Source organism: Ruegeria sp. O4 (assembly GCF_056535125.1).
The window spans coordinates 711712-735221 of record NZ_JBQERO010000001.1 but is presented as its reverse complement, the minus strand read 5'-3'; the positions used below and the strand labels follow the sequence as shown (position 1 = coordinate 735221).

Genomic DNA, 23510 nt, shown 5'->3' with positions numbered 1-23510 from the left:
GCGCTATGGCGCCCGATGAGGCTGAACAGCGACAGACCGGCGCAAATGAAACAGGGGCGCCCGTTTGAGCGCCCCTGCAAATCCATGCCGTGGTTGCTTAGCAGCTGTAATACATGCCGTATTCAACCGGGTGTGGTGTGTGCTCGTAGGTTTCGACCTCTTCCATCTTCAGGGCGATGTAGCCGTCGATCTGGTCCTTGGTGAACACGTCACCTTGCAGCAGGAAGTCGTGATCCGATGCCAGCGCTTCCAGAGCTTCACGCAAGCTGCCGCAGACAGTCGGGATACCGGCCAGTTCCTCGGCAGGCAGATCGTACAGGTTCTTGTCCATGGCTTCGCCCGGATCGATCTTGTTTTTGATGCCGTCAAGGCCGGCCATCAACAGAGCGGCAAACGCCAGGTAGGGGTTTGCAGCCGGATCGGGGAAACGAGCCTCGACACGTTTTGCTTTAGGGCTTTCGGTCCATGGAATACGGACACAACCCGAACGGTTACGGGCCGAGTAGGCGCGCAGAACGGGGGCTTCGAAACCGGGGATCAAACGCTTGTAGCTGTTGGTAGCCGGATTGGTGAAGGCGTTCAGGGTCTTGGCGTGCTTCAGGATACCGCCGATGAAGTACAGCGCTTCGTCCGAAAGATCAGCGTATTTGTCGCCCGCGAACAGTGGCTTGCCGTCTTTCCAGATTGACATGTTCACGTGCATGCCGGTGCCGTTGTCACCTGCGATAGGCTTCGGCATGAAGGTTGCCGATTTGCCGTACGCATGAGCCACGTTGTGGATGACATATTTGTACTTTTGCAGCTCATCCGCCTGCTTGGTCAGGCTGTCGAAGATCAGGCCCAGCTCGTGCTGGCAAGACGCAACTTCGTGGTGGTGCTTGTCGACCTTCATGCCCAGACGCTTCATGGTCGACAGCATTTCCGACCGCAGGTCCTGCGCTTCGTCGATCGGGTTCACCGGGAAGTAGCCACCCTTGACGCCCGGACGGTGGCCCGTATTGCCCATTTCGTATTCGGTGTCGGTGTTCCATGATGCGTCAGTTGCATCAACTTCGTAGGATACCTTGTTGATTGTGTTCGAATAACGGACATCGTCAAACAGGAAAAACTCGGCTTCGGGACCCATATATGCGACGTCACCGATTCCTGATGCCTTCAGGTATGCTTCGGCTTTCTGCGCTGTGCCGCGCGGATCACGCTCATAGGCTTCGCCTGTATCGGGTTCGACAACCGAGCAGTGCACGCAAATGGTTTTCTCTGCGTAGAACGGATCAACATATGCACTATCGGTATCGATCATCAGCTTCATGTCCGAAGCTTCGATCGACTTCCATCCTGCGATGGACGAACCATCAAACATGAAGCCTTCGTCCAGGAAGTCTTCGTCGACCTGATCGGCCATCAGGGTCACGTGCTGCAGCTTGCCGCGGGGGTCGGTGAAACGGACGTCGACATATTCGGCGCCCTCTTCCTTGATCAGCTGAAGAACTGCGTCCTTGCTCATTCTCTTGATTCCTCTGACTTGAAGATTGGTATGTTAGAGCGCGTCCGAGCCGGTCTCGCCGGTACGGATGCGAATGGCTTGTTCAACCGGAGAGACAAAGATCTTTCCGTCGCCGATCTTGTCGGTTTTGGCAGCCGACACGATGGCTTCGATGGCGGCATCCACCTGGTCATCGTCCAATACGACCTCGACCTTCACCTTGGGCAAAAAGTCGACAACATATTCCGCTCCACGATACAGCTCGGTATGGCCTTTCTGACGGCCGAAACCTTTGACTTCGACGACGCTGAGACCCTGAACACCTACGTCCTGCAACGCCTCTTTCACTTCGTCCAGTTTGAACGGCTTGATGATCGCTTCGATCTTTTTCATTCCGGCTCACCTTGAATGGTTGTCTCAGGCGCAGTGATCACGTCTAAGATCGGGCGGCAACGTGATTGCGGTATCGGTTGGGTCGGTATCCGTTGAAATCAGGCTCTGTGCTAAATTTTAGGCGGTTTGCACAAAAAGTAATCGAAATTGAATCGTGCGAAGGTGTGATATGACGGAATTGCTGACAGCAGCGCAGATGAAAGCCATCGAGCACGCGGCCATCAGGTCCGGTGAGGTTACGGGTTTGGAACTGATGGAGCGGGCAGGGCAATGTGTTGTCGAGGCGATCTTCGAGGAATGGCCGGATCTGGACAGGCGAGGGGCCAGCCCCTCGCGCTCCCCGGAGTATTTGGAAAAAGATGAAGAGGATCCGCTGCGTGCAGTCGTATTGTGCGGCCCCGGAAACAACGGCGGTGACGGGTTTGTCGTGGCGCGGCTTTTGCGGGAACTGGGCTGGAGGGTTGAGGTATTCCTGTATGGCGATCCAGATAGGCTGCCGCCGGATGCGCGGGTGAGTTATGAGCGATGGGGTGGTTCGGCAAAGGATGTATCTGAGATCGCACGGGGCAGAATCTTGTATCCGGATATTCTCATCGACGCATTGTTTGGGACCGGTCTAACACGATCGATTGAAGATGTGAGGCTATGGGAAATTCTCTGGGCATATAATGACGCTGAGACGGCAAGGGAGTTGCGGCGTCAGGATGCGGGTACGCACATAGTTCCTCCACGCACGGTCGCGATAGACGTTCCTTCAGGTCTTTGCGCAGACTCAGGCAAAGTCGTGGGAGAACTTTTCCCTCAGCATGGACGTCGCTGTGCACGATCAGCACTTACGGTTTCGTTTCATTCGAGAAAGCTTGGCCACGTGCTGAGTGAGGGACCATATTTTTGCGGACATGTTGTCACGAAAGATATCGGATTGAGACAGGATGCGGGGGGCGACGAGATTTCGAAGGCTGTGGATAATCTGCCTGGGGTTTGCCTTGGTAAGAGTATGAATGAGCACAAATACACCCATGGGCATGCCCTGATCCTTTCCGGTGGGCCCGGCAAGACAGGTGCGGCGCGACTGGCGGCGCGGGGGGCGTTGCGAATTGGGGCAGGGTTGGTGACGCTGGGGGTGCCATCCTTGGCTTTGGCAGAGGTGGCGAGCCGGATCACTGCCCTCATGCTACAGTGCGTTGATGGTTCTCAAATGCTGTCAGACATATTGCAAGACGTGCGGATGAACGCCCTTTGTCTGGGCCCCGGTTTGGGGTTGGAGCGAGCCCGGGACCTGGTGCCAGTCGCCCTGATTGCGAAACGTGCGACGGTTCTGGATGCGGATGCGCTGACGGCATTTGCGGGCGATCCCGGAAACTTGTTTGAAATGTTGCATGACCACTGCGTTCTGACCCCGCATGGCGGTGAGTTTGCGCGGCTGTTCCCCGATCTGGCTGAAAAGCTGAGCGAAACGCCGGTCAGAGGCCCCGCCTATTCCAAGGTGGACGCAACGCGAGAGGCATCGGCACGTGCGGGATGTGTCGTGTTGTTCAAAGGGCCGGATACTGTCATTGCGGCGCCGGACGGGCGATGCTCGATCAATGCCGCATGCTATGATCGCGCAGCCCCTTGGCTTGCAACCGCCGGGTCAGGCGATGTGTTGGCCGGTTACATCGCCGGGCTATTGGCGCGGGGATTCGATCCGATGACGGCGGCTGAGACAGCAGCATGGCTGCACGTGGAATGCGCACGTCTTTTCGGGCCGGGATTGATCGCCGAGGATCTGCCTGAGCAGTTGCCCGGTGTTTTCAAACAGCTGAATATCTAGTTGTTTTGGGCAGAAAGCAGCTCAGGCTCTGTCAGAATGGCATGTTTTCGCTGTCAAGATGTGTGCAGATGCATACCGCATATTTGCCAGGTGCATAGGCAGGCATCACTAATCGTTTGCAAGCTGCCAGTACGAGATGGAGCCGTATCTTGTAAGTTAATGAAAAATAATGTAAAATGTCAAAATTATTAGTATGTTCTGTTGCTAAAATACAATTCTTGCGTAAGACAAGGCGCAGACCACTGGAACGCTCGGATTCAGTAAACAAATGGGCAGTATCTGAACCCCGAACCAACTATGGTGAGTGAAATGACCCCAAATATCAAAAAGATATCGGTTGCCGCCTTTCTGACTGCCACGGTCGCTGTTCCGGCAGCCGCAGAGCTGAAATACGAAAATAACAGCGGCGGCTATGTGCTGCTTTACGGGCAGTTTAACCCGGCCTTGATTTCTGTTGATGACGGACAAGATACCGAGACCCGGGTCCTCGACAACGATCTGTCGAACAGCCGGGTTGGCCTGCGTCTGATGCAGCCATTTGGCCAGAACGAGTTTACCTTCCGCTTGGAATCGGCGTTGGGATTGCCGAATTCGACTGAATGGAACCAGAACGGTACAAACTTTAGCGGCTGGACCCGCGACGATATCCGGTTTGTGGATTTTGCCTTGAAGGGCAGCTACGGCAAGTTCTCGGCAGGTCAGGGCAGCATGGCGGCAGATGGTGCTGCAGAAGTGGACCTGTCCTATGTCGGCACCGCGCTGTATTCGTTCACAAACGATGAGAACTCTGGCTTTTTCTATCGCGGCACAAACGGTGTGCTGAGCGGTATTACGGTTGGTGACAGTTCCAGCAACTTTGATGGCTCACGTCGTGGGCGCGTCCGGTATGACACTCCAACGGTTAACGGATTCTCGGCCGCTTTTGCATATGGTCAGAACATTCTGTCCAGCAGTGACGATGATGACTACTACGATGTCGGCGTGTTCTATGAAAACACCTTTGCAGGCGGTGTAGAGTTTGCGGCAGCTGTCGCGTATTCGGTGCGGGAGCGGGATGACAATTCAGGGGATCGCAAGGATACACTCGGTTCGGCCTCGGTGCTGTTGCCCAGCGGTCTGGGGTTCACGATTGCCGGCGGCACGCGTGACGATGACCGAGCTGGCCAGACGGACCCGAATTACTGGTACGGCAAGGTCTCGTACGAGGGGAACTGGGTATCCTGGGGTAAGACAGGTGTCGGCATCGACTATTATGACGGCGCGGATTTCGAGACCAACGGGTCCGACACCAAGGCATGGGGTATCGCTGTCGTGCAGAAGGTCGAAGCGATCAATACCGATGTTTACCTGAAGTATCGCAACCACGATTTCGATGACGGAACGTCGTTCGAAAACAACGAGGCCTGGGTTTTGGGCGCGCGCTGGAAGTTTTAATTGCCTTCCAGCGATCCAACACGAACGCCCCGGTTTTCGGGGCGTTCTTTTTTGCCAAAACCAGGTTGATTCAGCCTTTGCCCCTTGCACGTTGGCGGCAGGGCAAATAGAAGGCGTCAAATTTGCCCGGCGCGCCCGTTTTGCGCGCCCCGAATCCTATGGGGACTACCAAAATGCAGGTTACCGAGACGCTGAACGAAGGTCTGAAACGCGGCTACAACATCGTTGTGACCGCAGCCGAACTGGACGACAAGGTCAATGAAAAGCTGACCGAAGCACAGCCGGAAATCGAAATGAAAGGCTTCCGCAAAGGCAAGGTGCCGATGGCGCTGCTGAAAAAGCAGTTTGGCCAACGCCTGCTGGGTGAGGCGATGCAGGAATCCATCGACGGTGCAATGAACAAGCATTTCGAGGACAGCGGCGACCGCCCCGCGCTGCAGCCCGAAGTCAAGATGACCAACGAGGACTGGAAAGAAGGCGACGATATCGAGGTCGCGATGTCCTACGAAGCGCTGCCCGCGATCCCTGAGGTCGATCTGAAATCGGTTGCGCTGGACAAGCTGATCGTCAAGGCGGATGACGCCGCCGTCGAGGAAGCGCTGAATAACCTGGCTGAAACCGCTCAGGACTTCAAAGCCCGCCGCAAGGGTTCGAAAGCCAAGGATGGCGACCAGATCGTGTTCGATTTTGTCGGCAAGGTTGATGGCGAAGAATTCGAAGGTGGATCGGCCGAAGATTACCCGTTGGTTCTGGGGTCAAACAGCTTCATCCCCGGTTTTGAAGAGCAACTGGTCGGTGTGAAGGCCGAGGAAGAAAAAGACGTCAACGTGACATTCCCGGAAGAATATGGTGCCGAACACCTGGCCGGAAAAGACGCGGTCTTCACCTGCACGATCAAGGAAGTGAAAGAGCCGGTTGCAGCCGAGATCAACGATGAGCTGGCGATGAAGTTCGGCGCCGAGGATCTGGCCGCTCTGAAAACTCAGATTTCGGAACGTCTCGAAGCAGAATATGCGGGCGCGTCGCGCGCGGTCATGAAGCGGGCCCTGCTGGACGTGCTGGACGAAAAAGTGTCGTTCGACCTGCCACCGTCGCTGGTTGAAGCCGAAGCCAAGCAGATTGCACATCAGCTGTGGCACGAGGAAAACCCTGAAGTAACCGGTCATGACCACGGTGAGATCGAACCCACCGATGAGCACAACAAGCTGGCCGAACGCCGCGTGCGTCTGGGTCTGCTGCTGGCCGAGCTGGGCCAGAAGGCAGAGGTGGAAGTCACCGACGCCGAGATGACCCAGGCGATCATGAACCAGGCGCGTCAGTACCCGGGTCAGGAACGCCAGTTCTTCGAGTTCGTGCAGCAGAACGCTCAGATGCAGCAGCAACTGCGCGCGCCGATCTTCGAAGACAAGGTTGTCGACTATGTGTTCGAGCTGGCGCAGGTCAGCGACAAGGAAGTCAGCAAGGACGACCTGCAAAAAGCCATTGAGGCATTGGAAGAGGAATAATCCTCTTCCTTCCCTCTTTGTTCAGAGAGGGGTAAAAAAAACGGAGCCGCCTGTAAACAGACGGCTCCGCATGGGTGGCTTTTGTATCTATGAGGTGAGGGGGTCAGGCCTCATGAGCAAAAGCACGGGGGGTATCTAGCAGAGCGATCTTCTGCTCTGGTGTGAACGTATCCGAGAGCGCTTCGATCAGCTTCAAAACGTCCTGACGTTCAGCTTCGTTTCTTGCGGCGCTCATCTGTTCCACAAAATACTTCTCAAGTTCGGTCAGTGGCTTGTGATCCTGATTGGCCGGGCTCTGGGTTGCTGCCTTCTTGGCTGCAAACAGTGCCAGTGCCTCTTCGTCATCCATAAAGACGTTCTCATGGATGCCTGCAAACTCACGCAGGCCCGAGATGCGTTCATCGGTGCAATCCAACAGGGCGGCCAGTGCCGAGACTTTCCCCATGGGAACCGTTTCACCGAAATAGTCGTATGGCGCGCAGTTCGACCGTTTCAGAACCCGGTCCATGACCGGATCGATTACGGTGATGATATCCTGAATACCTGCGTTCTTGGCATATTCCAGAGAGCCGATCATAAGCTCGCAGGTGGCATAAGAGACTGAGTTCTTTTCCTTGCCGCGTGTAAGGCGTTGCGTGTCCACGCAGAAGCGTGTCGATTCCCACATTGTTGCGCTGCGCAGTGGTGCTTCCCCGCAGAGGATGGCCGAAAACACATCCGACAACATATGAGGTCCTGTGGTCTGAAGGGCACGCACGGCTGCGACGACATTCCCCCCGTCGTCGAGTCCGATTACGTATGCCGGGTCCAGATGATCGAATTCATCAATTTCCTTGCCGTCTTCGATCTTTACGTCCCATCCAAGACGTCCGCCAAAAACACGTGCTCTCAACTCGAACATTTCGTCAAGAACTTCGCTGAACATGTGTCTGTTCAGGCCATCTACCACGATGATCATTTCTTCCCCCTTCGAGTGGTTGTTCGGTAATACTGACGTTACCGCTCTCGAAAGATTTTTCTATTGGGGGATTCCCGTATTTTGGCGAAATTTGGGGATTTTTTTGTTTATCCCGGGGTAATAAGCCCGATCGCGATAGCCCGCCCTACGGCCTGCGGGGTGGTCAGCGCACTAAGCTTTTCCCGGCTAGAACGCAAGTGTACTTCTACGGTTCGGTGCGAAATCGACAAAATATCGCCGATATCCTGCTGCGACTTACCTGCAGCGACCCATTGCAGGATTTCCGCTTCGCGAGAGGACAATGTCGGATGATATAGTGCGCCGGTCAGCTGATCTGAGGACACGACGTTGTCGTGGATGTGCACGGCCATGGCCTGCAAATCGCCGATAAAGTTCGTGTAAAGCTTACGCCACTCTTCCTTGCTACAATTTCGGGTTGCGCTCAGCAGGCCAATATCACCGTAGGGGCCACGTACCGGGATCGTAACACCCTGACTGGGCAAGCCAAAATCGTGAGCATCCCGGAAAACGCGTTGAAAATCTGGGCTTCTTTCCAGACGGCTCCAGTCCACCGGCGCAATACTGCGGCGAGCCATGTGGATGGTCGGATCAATCATGATCAGACCCTGTTTCTGGTAGTGCTCAGTCCAGGCGTCGTCATAGGTGACAAAGCCAGCCACAGTTCCTGCCGCCGGATTCATACCAGCATAGGCAGCATGATCCATGTCATGCTTCTCACAGATTTGCCTTAGAAATTCGGTATATCGAACTTCTGAATCCGGCAGGGTGCTCAGATCGACAATTTCCATGTGGCGCCTACCAGCTGTGGCCCATCTTGCTGCCCGATGGTGTCGTCGAGCATGCGTATTACACAGAGTGGAACCCGTTTACCTCACCAAGTCAGAACATCATACTTTTCTAAACATGACAAGGAGAGGTCTAAATTGTCTGTGCAATATCGCATATTGCGACACCCAATAGAACATTTTTGTCACTATTCAGTTTCAAGTGCTGATTCCGATCGAATTCTGACGCGAATGACCGTCAGGGTGTTGGCCAAAGCCCGGTTTCGACCAGCATTCCTCGGGCTTTAGCTTCGGGATAAAAACCTTTGGCGTACAGAAAAATTGCCCTGCGTTGGTCCCCATCTGAAAGCATCCACGCCCCGCGCAAGTACTTCCCGGCAAACTCAAGGTTGGTGTCGGCGTCCAGCAAACCTTCGGCTTTGCCGGTGTATCCCATCGAGCGCGCCGTGGCTGGCAGGATCTGAAGAAGGCCGTAATAGGGCCGGTTGACGGCCCATGGTCGATGTGTGCTTTCGCGAATGGCCAGCTTGTGAACCAGCTCCCGCGGAATTTCGTAATGGTCCGCCCATCTGTTGATCGAAGCTCTCAGCTCGGGCGTTTCATTCGGGTGGAGCGGCGGGTCAAAATGTGGCGTACCCGCCTTGGAGACCTGGTCTGCCCCGCAGGCAACCAACGACACAAATAGAAACAGTGCCAGGAAACTTTGGCGCAGATAAACAAGCATTTTTCGGTCCTCTGGATTTCGGCGGCAATGATACGGAACGACAATGAGCCTTCAAGCGTACACGGGAAAATGGGCTGAAACTTGCCGGTACGACTTGTGAATACAAAGGGAAAAAAGAAAAGGCCGCGCGTTGCGCGGCCTTTAGAATGCTCACAAGCAGCCAGATCAGGCTTTGGCTTCGTCTTCCGCAACCGGTGCCGCGTCGGCAACCATGTCATCATCATCCGAAGCGGCCGAGCCGATGTCGTCGAACAGTTCGGCGATCTCGAATTCAGCAGCGGCTTCTTCTTCAGCAGCCAGTTCCTGAATCGATTTGCCCGAAGCCTGCAGTTCGGCTTCTTCTGCCGAACGGGCCACGTTCATTTTGATTTCGACTTCAACCTCGGGGTGCAGTTTCACTGCGACAGTGTGCAGACCCAGTTCCTTGATCGGGGCGATCAGGACAATCTGTTTCTTGTCGACGGTGAAACCTGCTTCGGTTGCGGCGTCAGCGGCGTCACGCGGGGTGACCGAACCGTACAGAGCGCCGGCATCCGATGCCGAGCGAATCACGATGAACTGCTGACCGTCCAGCTTTTCAGCCAGTGCTTCAGCTTCTTTCTTGGTTTCCAGGTTGCGGGCCTCAAGCTGCGCTTTCTGGGCTTCGAACGACGCGATGTTGGCGTCGGACGCGCTCAGGGCTTTGCCTTGGGGCAGCAGGAAGTTGCGGGCGTAGCCGGGCTTAACGTCAACGACATCGCCCATCTGACCCAGTTTCGCAACGCGTTCCAGCAGGATAACTTGCATGTCAGTCTCTCCTTACTTCACAGCGTAGGGCAGCAGGGCGAGGAAGCGGGCGCGCTTGATAGCACGGGCCAGTTCACGCTGCTTTTTCGCCGAAACGGCGGTGATGCGCGAAGGCACGATCTTGCCACGCTCAGAGATGTAGCGCTGCAGCAGACGGGTGTCTTTGTAGTCGATTTTCGGCGCATTCTCACCCGAGAACGGGCAGACCTTGCGGCGGCGGAAAAATGGTTTTGCGGCCATGGTTTAGTGTCCTTTTCTCAGGCGTTGATCAACGGCGCTCGCGGCGTTCGCCACGTTCGTCACGCTTCTGCATCTGAACCGACGGACCATCTTCGTGGCCGTCGACCTTGATGGTCAGAACGCGCATGACGTCTTCATGCAGGCGCATCAGGCGCTCCATTTCCTGCACCGCGCCCGAGGGGGCATCGGTTTTCAGAAAGGCATAATGGCCCTTGCGGTTTTTGTTGATCTTGTAGGCCATCGTCTTGACGCCCCAGTACTCGCTATCAACCAGCTTGCCGCCGTTGTCAGCCAGAACGGTGCCGAAATGTTCGACGAGGCTTTCCGCCTGCGCGTTGGACAGATCCTGACGCGCGATCATTACATGCTCATACAGTGGCATGTGCACTCCTGTTTATATCAAGGCGCATTTCATAGGCGGGGCCAAACGTTCCTTCGCGACCCTGCCACGAGAGGCTGCGCGATTCATACGACTGCGAAGGATGGCCCCATATACACGTCTGAGCCACAAGGGCAAGCCCTGCCACATATGCCTCTGAGACGCCGCCCAAATTCCTTTAGGCCGCCCAATTGCTGACGCTTTTCGGCTCAAAGTTGTTTTGCATACCGGACATCAACCGGATCAACAGAATTTCGAAAGTAACCTTAAAAGGGTGACGTGTTATGACCGCTACTAACACAAACGCATATCAGGAAAACGTTGCCGGCTCGCGATTTGAGAATTCAGTGCCGGTAATGATCACGTTTGCACCTAACTGGAAGGCCCGCCTGATCCTGGCGCGGATGGTCGGGGCGTTTTTGATCGTTTCTGCGTTCTCAATGTGGTTGATGCCCGGATCGGTGGTCGGCGCAGATGTTTGGCCGATCAAGATGGCGGCATCCATGCTGTTTCTGGTCGTTGGTGTCGCCCTGCTGACAATCGAGGTTCTTGACCCGCGCCCTGACGCCTATTTCGACCCGATCCGCCGCGAAGTCCGGGTGTTGCAGAAAAACGAAGACGGACGCCCTCAGACTGTCCTGCGCCGCAGCTATGACTCGCTGGGTGGGGCACGTTTCGAAGAGAATGAAGTTCATCTGTTTGACGTGGACGGCAGCCTTTTGATGAAGCTGCCACTTGAATCGGCGGATGTCAGCCGGGCGCTGAAAGGTCAGCTTAGCAAAAGCGTAACAATTTTCGGCTGAGTTTTATTCTGTTCAAAAAAGAACAGAAGTTGTGAATCAAAAAAGGTTGTGTGCTGCCCTTGGGTGGCACATTTTGCATTCAGGCAGTCCTGACGGACTGCATTCACAAAACCGCGGAGATTGATATGAAATCCACCCTTCTTGCTGCTGCATTGGCCGTATCAGCGACAACGGCATTCGCCAGCGCCGAGAAATACGTGTTGGATCCCAGCCACAGCCAAGTCATTTTCAGCTATGACCACCTTGGGTTTTCAACCACAACTGGCATGTTTTCCGGCTTTGAAGGCGAGATCATGTTCGACCAGGAAAACCCCGCCGCTTCGAGCGTGAGTGTGTCGATGCCCGTTTTGGAGATGTTTACCGGCTGGAAACCCCGTGAAGATCACTTCATGACCGAGGATTTCTTTGGCGCGGCCGAAGGAGATTTGATCACCTTTACATCGACAGGAATCGAAGTGACCGGTGACAACACCGCGAACATCACCGGCGATCTGACGATGAACGGTGTGACCAAATCGGTTGTTCTGGACGCAAAGCTCAACAAGGCTGACACTCACCCGATGGCAAATCAGCCCTGGGCGGGTTTCAATGCCACAACAACGCTGGTCCGTAGCGAATTCGACCTGGGTCAGTTTGCACCATTTGTCAGCGACGAAGTGCAGATCCAGATTTCGGTCGAGGCACAAAAAGCCGAGTAATCGCGGAATCACGAACAGAAAAAAAGCCGGTGATCAAATCACCGGCGTTTTTTTTGCCTTACTGACCGCGTGCCGCAGTGAGTTCTACGGATACTGCGACGGTAAAGCCCAGCGAGTCTTCGGTAGGCTGCGATGTGCCTACATCAAACGCCAGCCGGTTAAGCTCGGTCGTGCCCGCCATTGTGGCTGTGTCGCCCTGAAGATCCAGCGAGAAGGGCAAAACGACGTCGATCGACTTGTCGCGAATTGTAAGCGGGCCGCGCGCCTCGTACCCATTTTCTGTTTTATAAAGGTCGGCCTTGAACTGGGCAGTTGGGAACCGGGCGTTATCGAAGAAATCCGGCCCCATGGCCTGATCAGTTACGGTTCCAAGACTAAGCGAGCCAATGGCTATCGTGACATCGACAGATCCCGCCAATCCCGGGCCTGCGGGCTCGTCAAAGGCAATTGCTGCCGTCCAGTCGGAAAACGTACCCGTAACGGGGCTGTTCAGTTGCGAAATGGTAATCGACAGCGTGCCGTTCTGAACCTGCCATTCAGATTGAACCTCGGCCAGTTGGACATCCGGGGTTTCTTCAACGTTTTGGGCAAGCTTTCCAGTTGCCCAGCCACCGGTGACGACGACGCCCCAGACCGCCAGTGCGGCGACGGCTGGAATCAGTGAATGGGTTTGATGTGGTGGTTCCGGCACATCAGACAGGCCCGGTAACATCCGGCGCAATGTGCCGTCCTTGTCGATGACGTGATGTTTCAGCGCACCTGCAACGTGTAGGACAAGGGAAACAACCAGAACCCACATGAAAAGCCAATGCAGAACTCCTGTAACCTCGGCCACGGCGGTGGATTTCGGTACAAAAGGCAGGTTTTGGCCGAAGGGCCAAAGGATTGGGGCAAAGCCTTCGGTCGCGGCGTGGTGAATCCAGCCGGTCAGCGGCACAAGGACCAGCGAACCGTAAAGCAGCCAGTGGACGGTTTCAGCGGCAAAGGCTTCGGGCTTGTTGTCAGCATTCAGAAGGCCGGGCTTGGTTTGCGTGAACGCCCAAAGAATGCGGGCCAATGCCACGAAGAACACGGTAACCCCCACGGTTTTATGCAATGAGAACACGCGCGCCGCACGGGCAATTTCCAACTCGGTAGGGGCCGTTGCCGAGTGCAGTACCGCATGCGCCAGATTATCTGCGACCCAGCCGAGGGGCAAAGCCGTGAAGATCAGCAAGGCGGTCAGCCAATGAAACGTCTTTGCGATGCTGCCGTAGCTTGAAAAGGAATTGGTCGATTGCATATGTCGCGCGCTCCGGGATTCTTGGGTGTGCCCAAGGTAAGGCCGGATGAAACAGACACAAGTGAGCGCGGGTGCACACAAAAGGTGCCAGAATGCAGAAAGCAGGCAATGCTTGTGCCAGACGGTCAGTCAGTTTACACCCCGCCGCAACCTGACACCATCCATGAGGTTGCAATGACACTCGCGTTCGTTTTCCCGGGGCAAGGCGCCCAGACCATAGGTATGGGCAAAGCTCTGGCTGAGGCTTACCCGGCGGCTCAGGCCATCTTCGATGAGGTGGACGACGCGTTGGGCGAGAAGTTGAGCAGCCTGATCTGGGACGGCGATATTGCTGACCTGACACTGACCCAGAATGCACAACCCGCGTTGATGGCAACGTCGATGGCAGCCATGCGCGCTTTGGAAGCCGAAGGCGTATCTGTCAGCAAGGCGGCTTTTGTGGCGGGGCATTCACTGGGTGAATACTCGGCTCTGGCCGCAGCGGGTGCCTTGTCTGTTGCAGATACTGCGCGTCTGTTGCGCACCCGTGGTCAAGCCATGCAAAGCGCCGTACCCGTTGGCGAGGGGGCCATGGCCGCCATTCTGGGGCTGGATCTGGAGGCCGTGCGCGCCGTGGCGGAAGAAGCCGCACAGGGCGAGGTCTGTCAGGCCGCAAATGACAACGATCCCACACAGGTCGTCGTGTCGGGTTCAAAAGCCGCTGTCGAGCGCGCAGCCGAGATCGCCAAGGAAAAAGGTGCAAAACGTGCCGTTATGTTGCCGGTAAGTGCTCCATTTCACTGTGCGCTGATGAAACCTGCTGCAGATGTAATGGCAGAAGCGCTTGCTGCCGTCGAAATTAAGGCCCCTGTCGTACCTTTGGTGGCCAATGTGCGCGCTGAGGCTGTCAGCGACCCGGATCTGATCCGTCAATTGCTGGTCGAGCAGGTGACGGGTTCGGTTCGCTGGCGGGAAAGCGTGCAATATATGGCGGCTCAAGGCGTGACTGAAACATGGGAAATCGGCGCTGGCAAAGCGCTGTCCGGTATGATCCGCAAGATCGATCGCGAAATCGCGGGCAAGGCTGTGGGTACACCGGAAGACGTCCAGAAGGCCATTCAGGCCGAATCGTAAGCTCAATTCGCGTTGTAACCGACGCAGCAAGAGGGAAACCGAATGTTTGATTTAACAGGTAAGAATGCGCTGATCACCGGTGCTTCGGGCGGTATCGGAGGCCACATCGCACGGGCGTTGCATGGCGCAGGTGCAACGGTTGGGTTGTCCGGTACACGCGTTGAACCGCTTCAGGCTCTGGCCGACGAACTGGGTGAACGCGCGCATGTTCTGCCCTGCAATCTGAGTGACCCGGAAGCCGTTGAAGCGTTGCCAAAGCAAGCGGTCGAGGCGATGGGATCGGTGGACATTCTTGTAAACAACGCCGGAATCACGCGCGACAACCTGTTCATGCGCATGTCTGATGAAGAATGGCAAAGCGTCATTGACGTGAACATGACCTCGACCATGAAACTGTGCAAAGGGGTGATCCGGGGCATGATGAAGGCGCGCTGGGGTCGTATCGTCAATGTCTCGTCCGTTGTGGCCGCAATCGGTAATCCGGGGCAGGCGAACTATGCCGCATCGAAGGCCGGTATGATCGGGTTTTCCAAGGCTTTGGCCCACGAAGTCGCGACCCGCGGAATTACTGTGAATGCCGTGGCACCTGGATTTATCACGACGGCAATGACCGAGAAACTGACCGAGGAACAGAAAAAGGGTCTGTTGCTCAAGGTTCCAGCCGGGCGCATGGGCGATCCGGAGGAAATTGCAGCTGCCGTTCTGTATCTTTCCAGCCCCGAAGCGGGCTATGTTACCGGAAGCACCTTGCATGTGAACGGCGGTATGGCCATGTTGTGAGCGCGACAGGGGCGAGTGCGAAAGCGTTTGCCTCTTGCGTCGACTATGCTATAGGCGGCGCATCTATGCGGGGCCGGTCGTTCAGGTCGGCCTTCTATTTCCCGGTTCGCCGGGACCGAAACCGCCCAAAACGGGCAAACCAAAGCCAACCCGTGCGGGCAAGGGCAGAATCGGGCGGACCGCCCTGTAAAGGAATGAGGAATAGACATGAGCGACGTCGCAGATCGCGTTAAGAAGATCGTTGTTGAGCACCTGGGTGTTGAAGAAGATAAAGTCGTGGAAAACGCGTCCTTCATCGACGATCTGGGCGCAGACAGCCTGGACACTGTTGAGCTGGTCATGGCCTTCGAAGAAGAGTTCGGCATCGAGATCCCCGATGACGCAGCCGAGACCATCCAGACCTTTGGCGACGCCGTCAAGTTCATCAGCGAAGCGTCCTAAGCGTTTCTTTCTGATTAAAATCGGCGCTTCCGGGCAACGGGGGCGCCGTTTTTTTATGCCTGCCCGAATTTCGGACTTGCGTGGCTATTGTGGCCTGCGCACTGTTTCCACTGAGGCAAAACTCAAAGTGGACAGGGCATGATAAGATCCACTCCGATGATAAATACCGCGCGTTTGACGCTGTGCGCTATGCGCCCAGAGGACTTTGACCGGTTCGCGGAAATCTGGCGTAACCCTTGCGTCGTGCGGCATATCGGCGGTTCTCCCCGATCGCGTGGCGAAGCGTGGGATTCTTTCCTGCGTAATGCGGGGCATTGGCAGATGGCCGGTTTTGGTCAGTGGGGCGTAATGCAGCAATCGAATCGCAAGCTGATCGGGCAAGCCGGATTCTTCTATAGCAACCGATGCATGGGCGACGATTTCGACGGCTTCCCCGAGGCAGGGTGGGTTCTGGTCCCCGAAGCACAGGGGCAGGGATTGGGATACGAGGCCGCCAAGGCTGCGCATGACTGGTTTGACCGGGTGATTCCCGGACCGTTGGTCGCGATGATAAACGCTTCAAATACATCCTCGCAGAAACTCGCCAAAAAGCTTGGCTATGTTTTGATGCGGGAAGGGGTGTATAATGAAACCCCGGTACACTTGTTACGACGCAACGGACCGCCAGCCCGCGCGTAAATTCGCCACTTAATCAGTATGCCGCAAAATGGCCAAACTGTGCCGATCCCGGAGATTTCGGGCGGGCATTCCAGTTGTATGGTGCCGGGGATTTCAAAACGATTGAGCGGAGGACCGAGCTCATGAGGATTTACCCCACGATGGAACTGCAGAACGGCCGGTGTGTCTCGCTGGACAAGGGTCGTCTGGAAGAAGCGATGATCTGGCACGTGAATCCGGTAGAAACCGCACGGAGCTGGGCAGAGGCGGGTGCCGAATGGATGCACCTGACGGATTTCGACGCGATCGAGGGCAAGGATACCAACGCGCAGCTGGTCGGAGATATCATTCGCAAGGCCGAGATTCCGGTGCAGCTGGCGGGTGGCATGCGCACGCGCGAACAGATTGAGCGCTGGATCGACAAGGGCGCGGGCCGCGTTGTGGTTGGCACGCTGGCCGCGCGCGAACCGAACCTGGTCAAGGAACTGGCCAAGCTTTACCCGGATCAGATCGTGCTGTCGGTTGATGTCTGGCAAGGCCTTGTTATGACTGACGGCTGGCGCAGCCAAAGTGCGTTCACGCCCGAAGCCTTTATCGACGCGTTCGGCGATGCGCCTTTTGCCGCCATCGTGGTGACGGATATCGACAGCGACATCGAAGATGTCGAGGCAAAGCTGGGTCTGATCTCGCGATTGGCAAACCATTCGCGTACCCCGGTGATTGCCAGCGGTGTCGTGCGCACGGCAGACGATATCTCGCGGCTGGCATACATCCCCAATATCTCGGGCGCGATTGTCGGGCGCGCGTTGTTCCGCAAGACACTAGACTTGGCCAAAGCACTTGAAACTGCCAAATCGGCCCACGAGCCAGTCGCGCAGTTTCAGTAAGCAACTCCGCCCTTTCGGCTGAACGCGCGAAAGGGCGGTTTTGACAAGCGCCGAATTTCCGGTTTCCTTGGGCATTCGGCGGCAGAACGCCGGGGCGGAAAGAACCGTTGCTCTTGCCCCCGCACCCCGGGCCGGGGTATGAGCGGTTCTCATAACAGGAAGCAGGCAAGAGGCACTTCATGCGCAGAGTCGTTGTAACCGGTCTTGGATTGGTCACTCCTTTGGCCAGCGGGGTCGAGGAAACCTGGTCGCGGCTGCTGGACGGAGAGTCCGGCGCAGGCCCAATCACGCATTTCGATGCAGAGGCAAGCGGGGTCGCAACGACCTACGCCTGCGAGGTGCCGCGCGGCGACGGAACCAACGGGACCTTCAATCCCGATGACTGGATGCCGCTGAAAGAGCAACGCAAGATCGAAGACTTTATTCTGTATTCCATCGCAGCCGCCGAAATGGCCTGTAAGGATGCAGGCTGGCTGCCGGAAGACGAAGAATCGCGCCTGCGTACTGGTGTTCTGATCGGCTCGGGCATTGGTGGTCTGGGATCGATTGCCAATACCGCGAACCTGATCCGCGACAAGGGTCCGCGCCGGGTATCTCCGTTCTTCATTCCGGGCGCACTGATCAACCTGGCCTCGGGTCAGGTATCAATCCGCCACGGGTTCAAAGGGCCGAACCACTCGGTCGTGACCGCGTGTTCAACCGGGGCGCACGCAATCGGCGACGCCAGCCGCATCATCCGGGCGGGTGACGCGGATGTCATGGTGGCAGGTGGTGGCGAGGGCTGCATCTGCGAGATCGGTATTGCCGGGTTCAACGCATGTAAGGCGCTGTCGACCAAATATGCAGATAATCCCAAGGCTGCCAGCCGACCCTATGACGTGGACCGTGACGGTTTCGTTATGGGAGAGGGCGCTGGCATCGTGGTTCTGGAAGATTACGAGCACGCCAAGGCGCGTGGTGCCAAGATATACGCCGAAGTTCTGGGCTATGGTATGTCGGGCGACGCCTATCACATCACCGCCCCGTCCGAGGATGGCGACGGGGCCGAACGCTCCATGAGAGCGGCGTTGCGCAGCGCCGGGCTGGAGCCGAAAGACCTGGATTACATCAACGCGCATGGCACCTCGACCATGGCGGACACGATCGAACTGGGTGCTGTCGAGCGCCTGTTGGGCGAGCATGCCGGGAATGCGACGATGAGCTCGACCAAGTCGGCAACCGGTCACTTGCTGGGTGCTGCGGGTGCGATTGAGGCGATATTCTCAATCCTGGCGATCCGCGATCAGGTCGCACCGCCAACAATCAACCTGGACAACCCGGCAGTTGAAACTCCGATTGATCTTGCCCCCAACGCCAAGCGCGAGCGTGAGATTAACGTGGCGTTGTCGAACTCGTTCGGGTTTGGCGGAACCAATGCCAGCGTGATCTTCGGAAAGGTCAGTTAAATGTGGCGGGCCATCGCTTCGAATGCGCTGACCATCCTGGTGGTCGGCCTGTTTCTGGTGGGCGGTCTGATCCTGTGGGGACAGTCGCAGTACAAGGCCGAAGGCCCGCTTGAAACTGCGATTTGCCTTCAGGTCAAAAGCGGTTCGAATATGACACGTGTCAGTCGCGATCTGGAAGATCAGGGTGCCATTCGCAGTTCAATTCTGTTTCGGATGGCCGCTGACTATACCGATCAGGCGCAGCGGTTGAAAGCGGGCAGCTTTCTGGTGCGCGAAGGCGCGTCTATGGCGCAGATCATCGAAGAAATCACCAGCAGCGGCGCCAGCACTTGTGGGTCGGAAATCGAATACCGTATCGGTGTGACACGCACCCAAACCCGCGTGCGTGAATTGAACCCGGCAACATTGGATTTCGTCGAGATTGCTTCATTTGATGCGGCAGAGGAAGAAACGCCTGATGCCTATACCGAGAAGCGCAACGAGGCTGACACGCGCTATCGCGTGTCGCTGGCCGAAGGTGTGACCTCGTGGCAGGTGGTTGAAGCTCTGAAATCATTCGAAGCGCTGTCGGGTGAAGTGACCGAGATCCCGGCTGAGGGCATGTTGGCCCCGGACAGTTACGATGTTGTGGCCGGACAGGATCGCAATGCGATTTTGCAGGCCATGCAGGACAAGCAACAACTGCGGATCAACGCGGTTTGGGAAAGCCGCCAAGGCGGGTTGCCGCTGGACACTCCTGAAGAGATGCTGATCCTTGCGTCTATCATCGAAAAGGAAACCGGTGTTCCGGAGGAACGTGGCCAGGTCGCCAGTGTGTTCGTGAACCGCCTGAAACAGGGGATGCGGCTGCAAACAGATCCGACCGTCATCTATGGCGTGACAAAGGGGCAGGGCACATTGGGTCGCGGGTTGCGGCGCAGCGAACTGAACCGTCCGACACCGTGGAACACCTATCAGATTGACGGGCTGCCCCCGACGCCGATTGCAAATCCGGGTCTGGCGAGCCTTGAAGCTGCGGTCGCGCCGGATGACACCAACTATGTATTCTTCGTCGCCGACGGCTCGGGCGGTCATGCGTTTGCAGAAACCCTGCAGGAGCATAATCGCAACGTTGCCAAATGGCGCGAAATTGAGGAACAGCAAAGCTCGGGGAATTAAGCCCGGCGGGTTGCTGGATTTGCTAACAAAAAACCCCGACGCCGGTATGAATACTGGCGTCGGCGTTTTCTTTGGCAGCCTCTTCAGCCCTTAGGCGGCTGAACGTCTTTTGTTGGGACGGCGCCGTCTGCTGCTGGAAGGTTTCCCATCCCCGTTGGCTGGTTTGGGCTTGAACCCGCGACGGCGGTTGTTTTGACGACGTGCAGGTTGCTGAACCTCGACCCCTTCCGGCATGGTGCCGCTTGTGACAGGGATTTCAATTTTCATCAGCTTCTGGATTTGACGCAGGAGGTCGACTTCTTCCGGTGCACAGAACGCGATCGCTTCCCCTTCGCGCCCGGCACGGGCGGTGCGCCCGATACGGTGGACGTAATTGTCGGGTACGTCGGGCAGGTCGAAGTTGATGACATAGGCGACACCGGGGATGTCGATGCCACGCGCGGCAACGTCGGTGGCCACCAGTATGTTCACCTCTCCAGCGCGGAAGGCATTAATGGCCCGGTCACGCTGGCCCTGGCTTTTGTTCCCGTGAATTGATGCTGCGTTGAAGCCATCGGCGACCAGCCCTTTCATCAGCCGTTCAGCGCCGTGTTTTGTGCGGGTGAAGACCAGCGTCAGTGCATCCGCGTCCTGCGACAGGATTTGGCGAAGTTTAGAGGGTTTTTCGGCTTTTGGAACAAAATGAAGGGACTGGGTGATCTTGTCCGCCGCCTTGCCCGGGGGTGAAACCTGCACCCGCTGTGGATTGTTCAGATAGGCGCGGCTGAGCTCCTCCATCTGTTTCGGCATTGTGGCCGAGAACAGCATGGTCTGGCGGGGTGTTCCCAGTGCAGGCGCAATGCGACGCAGAGCGTGAATGAAGCCCAGGTCAAGCATCTGATCTGCTTCGTCCAATACCAGATGGCGCACCGAACCAAGGTCAACAGCGCCCCGTTCCATCAAGTCAATCAGGCGCCCCGGGGTGGCGACCAAAATATCGGTGCCGCGGGCAAGGAACATCACTTGTTTGTTGATCGACTGGCCACCAACAACTGTGGCGACCCGCAGCTTTGTTCCTTTGGTGAGGGTGCGCAAACTGTCGGCGATCTGGTTCACCAACTCGCGTGTAGGGGCGAGGATCAGCGATTTGGCTGTTTTGGGATCGGGCTTGCCGGGTTGTGCCAGCAGGTGGTCGATCAGAGGCAGGCCAAAGGCCAGTGTCTTGCCGGTGCCGGTTTGGGCCAGCCCGAGGATGTCATGCCCGTTCAGGGCCAGCGGAATGGCCTGGTTCTGAATCGGGGTGGGTTGTGTGAAATTGGCGCGTTTCAACGCGTCGTTCAGTGTCGGCGCGAGGCCGAGCATATCGAAGTCGAACAAAAAATTATCCTTTACGGCCCGCAGGTTAAGCCCCGCGAGCAGGTGATGACTGGCCACGTTCATGTGACCGGCAGGGTTGAGCGAGACCTCGGGATGCGCGAGCGAATCCAGCGCCATCCGGCCATCGCCTAAAGAACCCTGCGTGAAGGGGAACTGGGAGTTATGTGTTGGCGCTGTGGGGCCTGAAGCCCGACGATGCTCACGCGGTGGCGCCGTGATGAGGGGCACATGAGGGTTTCGGGGGGAAATGTCAAGAACTGGTTTTGCAGCGCGCCGGACCCTGCGGCGCCGAAATCGGGTGATGCGGGCGATTTTGAGCGCGACTTCGGAAAATGTCAGGTTTGTACACGCGTCCGCGCGGGGGTTGTGCAATTTGTACACGCTGAAAGCGGCACAGGGGTAACCCTGTATTAACCCCTCTGGTCGGTTAGGCGGTCAGGGCTAGGGAGGCAAAAGGGCGGGGCGGCGTTTAGGCCGAGGGTTACCACAGCCGGAAATTCACTGTCCGTTAACCCGCACCGTACGATCCCTGTTGCGTACCTGTTGCGTAAACCCTTGACTTTGCGCGCTTTATCCCGTATAGGTTGTGTCATGCTAGAAGAAGTGGGCGAACGGCCTCGGGGTGACCCGATGGCCGTTTTTTCGTTTCTCTCGTGCGGAGAACACTCACGCATGAGGTCACAGGCAAACATGACTTTGATTACCCCGGAAGAGCGGATTTCCCAGACGGCTGAACTGTTGCAGTCCCTGGAAAGGTCCATTCGCGATCTGCGGCAAGCGGCAGAAGACCTGCGCAAACAGATCGGTGCCGGGGAGGATGCAGATCTTGCTGGTTCAGCCAAGCAACTCGGTCAGCTGGAGGGGCTGATCCGAAGTTGCCAGAAAGTGGAGACAAGCTTTGTCGAACAACATTACAGACAAGCCGGAATTGCCCAAGGGGGCTATGCGCTCGACCTTGAGCGGGCCCGATTTGAGATCGGGTGCAGGCTGGCTCGCCTCCGCCGATGCTGCGGTGCGGGAGAGTTTTCTGAGTGAGATCGGGGAGGGGGGGCTGTGTGCCCTCCCTTTCCTGTTTGAATTCTGGGCGCTGCCACATCAATTGCCGCCCGAGGGCGACTGGCGGTCCTGGGTGATCATGGGCGGGCGCGGTGCGGGCAAGACGCGGGCCGGGGCCGAGTGGGTAAGGTCGATGGTCGAGGGGCCGAAACCGCTGGACAAGGGCGAGGCGTGCCGCGTGGCGCTGGTGGGTGAAACATTCGATCAGGTGCGCGACGTGATGATCTTTGGCGACAGCGGGATATTGCAATGCTCGCCCCCGGATCGGCGACCCGTGTGGAAGGCATCGGAACGCAAGCTGATCTGGCCCAACGGGGCCGAGGCTCAGGCGTTTTCGGCACATGATCCCGAAGGGCTGCGCGGGCCGCAGTTCGATGCGGCCTGGGTGGATGAGCTGGCCAAGTGGAAGAAGGCGAGCGAGACCTGGGACATGCTGCAATTTGCGCTGCGTTTGGGCGAGCGGCCCCGGGTTTGCGTGACCACAACGCCGCGCAATGTGAAGGTTTTGAAGGAGTTGCTGGCGTCGTCGTCCACCGTGCAGACCCATGCGCCGACCGAAGCGAACCGGGCCAATCTGGCGGCGTCGTTTCTGGAAGAAGTGCGCGCGCGCTATGCGGGTACGCGGCTGGGGCGGCAGGAGCTGGACGGGGTGCTGCTGTCAGACGCGGAAGGAGCGCTGTGGACGGGTTCGATGCTGGAGGCGGCGCGCTGTGCGCAGGTGCCCGAATTGGATCGCATCGTGGTGGCGCTGGACCCGGCGGTGACATCCGGGTCAGGCGCGGATGCCTGCGGGATCGTGGTGGTTGGCGCGCAAGTGCAAGGCCCGCCTGAGGCGTGGCGGGCGTTCGTGCTGGCTGACCGGACGGTGCAGGGCGTTGGCCCGGCGGGCTGGGCGCAGGCGGCGATTGACACGATGGATGAGTTCGGGGCCGAACGGCTGGTGGCCGAGGTCAATCAGGGCGGGCAACTGGTGGAAGAGGTCGTGCGGCAGGTGGACCCTCTGGTCCCTTATCGTGCGGTGCGGGCGTCACGCGGCAAGGTCGCGCGGGCCGAGCCTGTAGCGGCGCTGTACGAGCAGGGGCGGGTGGCCCATGTGGCCGGGCTGGACGCGCTGGAGGAGCAGATGTGCCAGATGACGGCGCGCGGGTTCGAGGGGCAGGGCTCACCCGACCGGGTCGACGCGCTGGTCTGGGCGCTGCATGAGTTGGTGGTGGGGCCTGCGGGGGCGTTTCGAAGGCCGAGGGTGCGGGCGTTGTGAGCCTAGCGATGGCGAAGTAATGACGACAACAAAGCTTTAACCAAGCTTTTCTATC

Annotated in this window: 24 protein-coding genes; 14 read left to right on the top strand and 10 right to left on the bottom strand. The window is 57.4% G+C overall.

The window, feature by feature from the left end; all coding sequences use genetic code 11:
- Nucleotides 1-97: 97 nt before the first annotated feature.
- Both glnA and ACR0J7_RS03660 read right to left on the bottom strand, forming a co-directional pair.
- Entirely contained in the window at nucleotides 98-1504 is a 1407-nt protein-coding gene (gene glnA, locus ACR0J7_RS03665) for a type I glutamate--ammonia ligase (protein WP_480538134.1), read from the bottom strand.
- A 33-nt stretch (nucleotides 1505-1537) separates the two neighbouring features.
- Nucleotides 1538-1876 carry a P-II family nitrogen regulator gene (locus tag ACR0J7_RS03660; RefSeq protein WP_209503542.1) on the bottom strand — a complete coding sequence of 113 codons (339 nt, stop codon included), beginning with the start codon at nucleotides 1874-1876 and terminating at the stop codon, nucleotides 1538-1540.
- 169 nt (nucleotides 1877-2045) lie between these two features.
- Between ACR0J7_RS03660 and ACR0J7_RS03655 the strand changes: the two genes are divergently transcribed.
- The 3 genes from ACR0J7_RS03655 (at nucleotide 2046) to tig (ending at nucleotide 6628) form a co-directional block, all read left to right on the top strand.
- Entirely contained in the window at nucleotides 2046-3689 is a 1644-nt protein-coding gene (locus tag ACR0J7_RS03655) for an NAD(P)H-hydrate dehydratase (RefSeq protein WP_480913308.1), read from the top strand.
- Nucleotides 3690-3998: 309 nt separating this feature from the next.
- Nucleotides 3999-5123: a porin gene (locus ACR0J7_RS03650; RefSeq protein ID WP_480913307.1), complete on the top strand. Its 1125-nt coding sequence runs from the start codon at nucleotides 3999-4001 to the stop codon at nucleotides 5121-5123.
- Nucleotides 5124-5296: 173 nt separating this feature from the next.
- A complete protein-coding gene (gene tig, locus ACR0J7_RS03645; protein ID WP_480504714.1) occupies nucleotides 5297-6628 on the top strand; it encodes a trigger factor in 1332 nt (443 codons plus the stop codon).
- Between the two features lie 103 nt (nucleotides 6629-6731).
- On the opposite strand, the gene ACR0J7_RS03640 is transcribed toward tig, so the two are convergent.
- The 6 genes from ACR0J7_RS03640 to rpsF form a co-directional block, all read right to left on the bottom strand.
- Nucleotides 6732-7586 carry an acyl-homoserine-lactone synthase gene (locus tag ACR0J7_RS03640; protein WP_480913305.1) on the bottom strand — a complete coding sequence of 285 codons (855 nt, stop codon included), beginning with the start codon at nucleotides 7584-7586 and terminating at the stop codon, nucleotides 6732-6734.
- Nucleotides 7587-7693: 107 nt separating this feature from the next.
- On the bottom strand, nucleotides 7694-8395 hold the full coding sequence (locus ACR0J7_RS03635; protein WP_267364591.1) for a LuxR family transcriptional regulator: 702 nt from the start codon (nucleotides 8393-8395) through the stop codon (nucleotides 7694-7696).
- A 235-nt stretch (nucleotides 8396-8630) separates the two neighbouring features.
- Entirely contained in the window at nucleotides 8631-9116 is a 486-nt protein-coding gene (locus tag ACR0J7_RS03630) for a transglycosylase SLT domain-containing protein (protein WP_480913303.1), read from the bottom strand.
- Nucleotides 9117-9281: 165 nt separating this feature from the next.
- Nucleotides 9282-9902 (bottom strand): 50S ribosomal protein L9, encoded by a 621-nt coding sequence (gene rplI / locus ACR0J7_RS03625; protein ID WP_267364588.1) that lies wholly within the window; start codon nucleotides 9900-9902, stop codon nucleotides 9282-9284.
- Nucleotides 9903-9914: 12 nt separating this feature from the next.
- On the bottom strand, nucleotides 9915-10142 hold the full coding sequence (gene rpsR / locus ACR0J7_RS03620; RefSeq protein WP_005608650.1) for a 30S ribosomal protein S18: 228 nt from the start codon (nucleotides 10140-10142) through the stop codon (nucleotides 9915-9917).
- A 28-nt stretch (nucleotides 10143-10170) separates the two neighbouring features.
- Nucleotides 10171-10524, bottom strand: coding sequence for a 30S ribosomal protein S6 (gene rpsF / locus ACR0J7_RS03615; RefSeq protein ID WP_209503558.1), 354 nt, complete (start codon nucleotides 10522-10524; stop codon nucleotides 10171-10173).
- A 353-nt stretch (nucleotides 10525-10877) separates the two neighbouring features.
- Here rpsF and ACR0J7_RS03610 point away from each other — a divergent pair, with 353 nt between their 5' ends.
- Together ACR0J7_RS03610 and ACR0J7_RS03605 are read left to right on the top strand one after the other, a co-directional pair.
- Nucleotides 10878-11324, top strand: a complete 447-nt coding sequence (locus tag ACR0J7_RS03610) for a hypothetical protein (RefSeq protein ID WP_480473389.1) — start codon at nucleotides 10878-10880, stop codon at nucleotides 11322-11324.
- A 125-nt stretch (nucleotides 11325-11449) separates the two neighbouring features.
- Nucleotides 11450-12022, top strand: a complete 573-nt coding sequence (locus tag ACR0J7_RS03605) for a YceI family protein (protein WP_480564239.1) — start codon at nucleotides 11450-11452, stop codon at nucleotides 12020-12022.
- Between the two features lie 58 nt (nucleotides 12023-12080).
- Here the strand turns inward: ACR0J7_RS03605 and ACR0J7_RS03600 are convergent, their stop codons facing one another.
- Entirely contained in the window at nucleotides 12081-13304 is a 1224-nt protein-coding gene (locus ACR0J7_RS03600) for a cytochrome b/b6 domain-containing protein (RefSeq protein WP_480913301.1), read from the bottom strand.
- A 174-nt stretch (nucleotides 13305-13478) separates the two neighbouring features.
- Between ACR0J7_RS03600 and fabD the strand changes: the two genes are divergently transcribed.
- The 7 genes from fabD to mltG all read left to right on the top strand — a co-directional run bounded on the left by fabD (nucleotide 13479) and on the right by mltG (nucleotide 19785).
- Nucleotides 13479-14417 carry an ACP S-malonyltransferase gene (gene fabD, locus ACR0J7_RS03595; RefSeq protein ID WP_209503566.1) on the top strand — a complete coding sequence of 313 codons (939 nt, stop codon included), beginning with the start codon at nucleotides 13479-13481 and terminating at the stop codon, nucleotides 14415-14417.
- A 42-nt stretch (nucleotides 14418-14459) separates the two neighbouring features.
- Nucleotides 14460-15197, top strand: a complete 738-nt coding sequence (fabG, locus tag ACR0J7_RS03590; protein WP_480504723.1) for a 3-oxoacyl-[acyl-carrier-protein] reductase — start codon at nucleotides 14460-14462, stop codon at nucleotides 15195-15197.
- Between the two features lie 207 nt (nucleotides 15198-15404).
- A complete protein-coding gene (locus ACR0J7_RS03585) occupies nucleotides 15405-15638 on the top strand; it encodes an acyl carrier protein (RefSeq protein ID WP_050602116.1) in 234 nt (77 codons plus the stop codon).
- A gap of 138 nt (nucleotides 15639-15776) precedes the next feature.
- A complete protein-coding gene (locus tag ACR0J7_RS03580) occupies nucleotides 15777-16316 on the top strand; it encodes a GNAT family N-acetyltransferase (RefSeq protein WP_267364575.1) in 540 nt (179 codons plus the stop codon).
- Between the two features lie 122 nt (nucleotides 16317-16438).
- Nucleotides 16439-17182 (top strand): 1-(5-phosphoribosyl)-5-[(5-phosphoribosylamino)methylideneamino]imidazole-4-carboxamide isomerase, encoded by a 744-nt coding sequence (locus tag ACR0J7_RS03575; RefSeq protein WP_480564242.1) that lies wholly within the window; start codon nucleotides 16439-16441, stop codon nucleotides 17180-17182.
- Between the two features lie 179 nt (nucleotides 17183-17361).
- Entirely contained in the window at nucleotides 17362-18627 is a 1266-nt protein-coding gene (gene fabF, locus ACR0J7_RS03570) for a beta-ketoacyl-ACP synthase II (protein ID WP_209596796.1), read from the top strand.
- On the top strand, nucleotides 18628-19785 hold the full coding sequence (gene mltG, locus ACR0J7_RS03565; protein WP_480504731.1) for an endolytic transglycosylase MltG: 1158 nt from the start codon (nucleotides 18628-18630) through the stop codon (nucleotides 19783-19785).
- A 90-nt stretch (nucleotides 19786-19875) separates the two neighbouring features.
- Here the strand turns inward: mltG and ACR0J7_RS03560 are convergent, their stop codons facing one another.
- The gene (locus tag ACR0J7_RS03560) at nucleotides 19876-21141 is read right to left on the bottom strand and encodes a DEAD/DEAH box helicase (RefSeq protein WP_480486454.1); all 1266 of its coding nucleotides are present in this window, start codon (nucleotides 21139-21141) and stop codon (nucleotides 19876-19878) included.
- A gap of 672 nt (nucleotides 21142-21813) precedes the next feature.
- Here ACR0J7_RS03560 and ACR0J7_RS03555 point away from each other — a divergent pair.
- Together ACR0J7_RS03555 and ACR0J7_RS03550 are read left to right on the top strand one after the other, a co-directional pair.
- Nucleotides 21814-22176 (top strand): hypothetical protein, encoded by a 363-nt coding sequence (locus tag ACR0J7_RS03555; protein WP_480913300.1) that lies wholly within the window; start codon nucleotides 21814-21816, stop codon nucleotides 22174-22176.
- Nucleotides 22085-23455, top strand: coding sequence for a DNA-packaging protein (locus tag ACR0J7_RS03550; protein WP_480564250.1), 1371 nt, complete (start codon nucleotides 22085-22087; stop codon nucleotides 23453-23455). The genes ACR0J7_RS03555 and ACR0J7_RS03550 overlap by 92 nt, the downstream gene beginning before the upstream one ends.
- Nucleotides 23456-23510: the final 55 nt, after the last annotated feature.

Excerpts from the sequence above, each read along its gene's own strand:
- glnA (WP_480538134.1), bottom strand. The coding sequence starts at position 1,504 with ATGAGCAAGGACGCAGTTCTTCAGCTGATCAAGGAAGAGGGCGCCGAA.
- ACR0J7_RS03660 (WP_209503542.1), bottom strand. The coding sequence starts at position 1,876 with ATGAAAAAGATCGAAGCGATCATCAAGCCGTTCAAACTGGACGAAGTG.
- ACR0J7_RS03655 (WP_480913308.1), top strand. The coding sequence starts at position 2,046 with ATGACGGAATTGCTGACAGCAGCGCAGATGAAAGCCATCGAGCACGCG.
- ACR0J7_RS03650 (WP_480913307.1), top strand. The coding sequence starts at position 3,999 with ATGACCCCAAATATCAAAAAGATATCGGTTGCCGCCTTTCTGACTGCC.
- tig (WP_480504714.1), top strand. The coding sequence starts at position 5,297 with ATGCAGGTTACCGAGACGCTGAACGAAGGTCTGAAACGCGGCTACAAC.
- ACR0J7_RS03640 (WP_480913305.1), bottom strand. The coding sequence starts at position 7,586 with ATGATCATCGTGGTAGATGGCCTGAACAGACACATGTTCAGCGAAGTT.
- ACR0J7_RS03635 (WP_267364591.1), bottom strand. The coding sequence starts at position 8,395 with ATGGAAATTGTCGATCTGAGCACCCTGCCGGATTCAGAAGTTCGATAT.
- ACR0J7_RS03630 (WP_480913303.1), bottom strand. The coding sequence starts at position 9,116 with ATGCTTGTTTATCTGCGCCAAAGTTTCCTGGCACTGTTTCTATTTGTG.
- rplI (WP_267364588.1), bottom strand. The coding sequence starts at position 9,902 with ATGCAAGTTATCCTGCTGGAACGCGTTGCGAAACTGGGTCAGATGGGC.
- rpsR (WP_005608650.1), bottom strand. The coding sequence starts at position 10,142 with ATGGCCGCAAAACCATTTTTCCGCCGCCGCAAGGTCTGCCCGTTCTCG.
- rpsF (WP_209503558.1), bottom strand. The coding sequence starts at position 10,524 with ATGCCACTGTATGAGCATGTAATGATCGCGCGTCAGGATCTGTCCAAC.
- ACR0J7_RS03610 (WP_480473389.1), top strand. The coding sequence starts at position 10,878 with ATGATCACGTTTGCACCTAACTGGAAGGCCCGCCTGATCCTGGCGCGG.
- ACR0J7_RS03605 (WP_480564239.1), top strand. The coding sequence starts at position 11,450 with ATGAAATCCACCCTTCTTGCTGCTGCATTGGCCGTATCAGCGACAACG.
- ACR0J7_RS03600 (WP_480913301.1), bottom strand. The coding sequence starts at position 13,304 with ATGCAATCGACCAATTCCTTTTCAAGCTACGGCAGCATCGCAAAGACG.
- fabD (WP_209503566.1), top strand. The coding sequence starts at position 13,479 with ATGACACTCGCGTTCGTTTTCCCGGGGCAAGGCGCCCAGACCATAGGT.
- fabG (WP_480504723.1), top strand. The coding sequence starts at position 14,460 with ATGTTTGATTTAACAGGTAAGAATGCGCTGATCACCGGTGCTTCGGGC.
- ACR0J7_RS03585 (WP_050602116.1), top strand. The coding sequence starts at position 15,405 with ATGAGCGACGTCGCAGATCGCGTTAAGAAGATCGTTGTTGAGCACCTG.
- ACR0J7_RS03580 (WP_267364575.1), top strand. The coding sequence starts at position 15,777 with ATGATAAGATCCACTCCGATGATAAATACCGCGCGTTTGACGCTGTGC.
- ACR0J7_RS03575 (WP_480564242.1), top strand. The coding sequence starts at position 16,439 with ATGAGGATTTACCCCACGATGGAACTGCAGAACGGCCGGTGTGTCTCG.
- fabF (WP_209596796.1), top strand. The coding sequence starts at position 17,362 with ATGCGCAGAGTCGTTGTAACCGGTCTTGGATTGGTCACTCCTTTGGCC.
- mltG (WP_480504731.1), top strand. The coding sequence starts at position 18,628 with ATGTGGCGGGCCATCGCTTCGAATGCGCTGACCATCCTGGTGGTCGGC.
- ACR0J7_RS03555 (WP_480913300.1), top strand. The coding sequence starts at position 21,814 with ATGAGGTCACAGGCAAACATGACTTTGATTACCCCGGAAGAGCGGATT.
- ACR0J7_RS03550 (WP_480564250.1), top strand. The coding sequence starts at position 22,085 with ATGCGCTCGACCTTGAGCGGGCCCGATTTGAGATCGGGTGCAGGCTGG.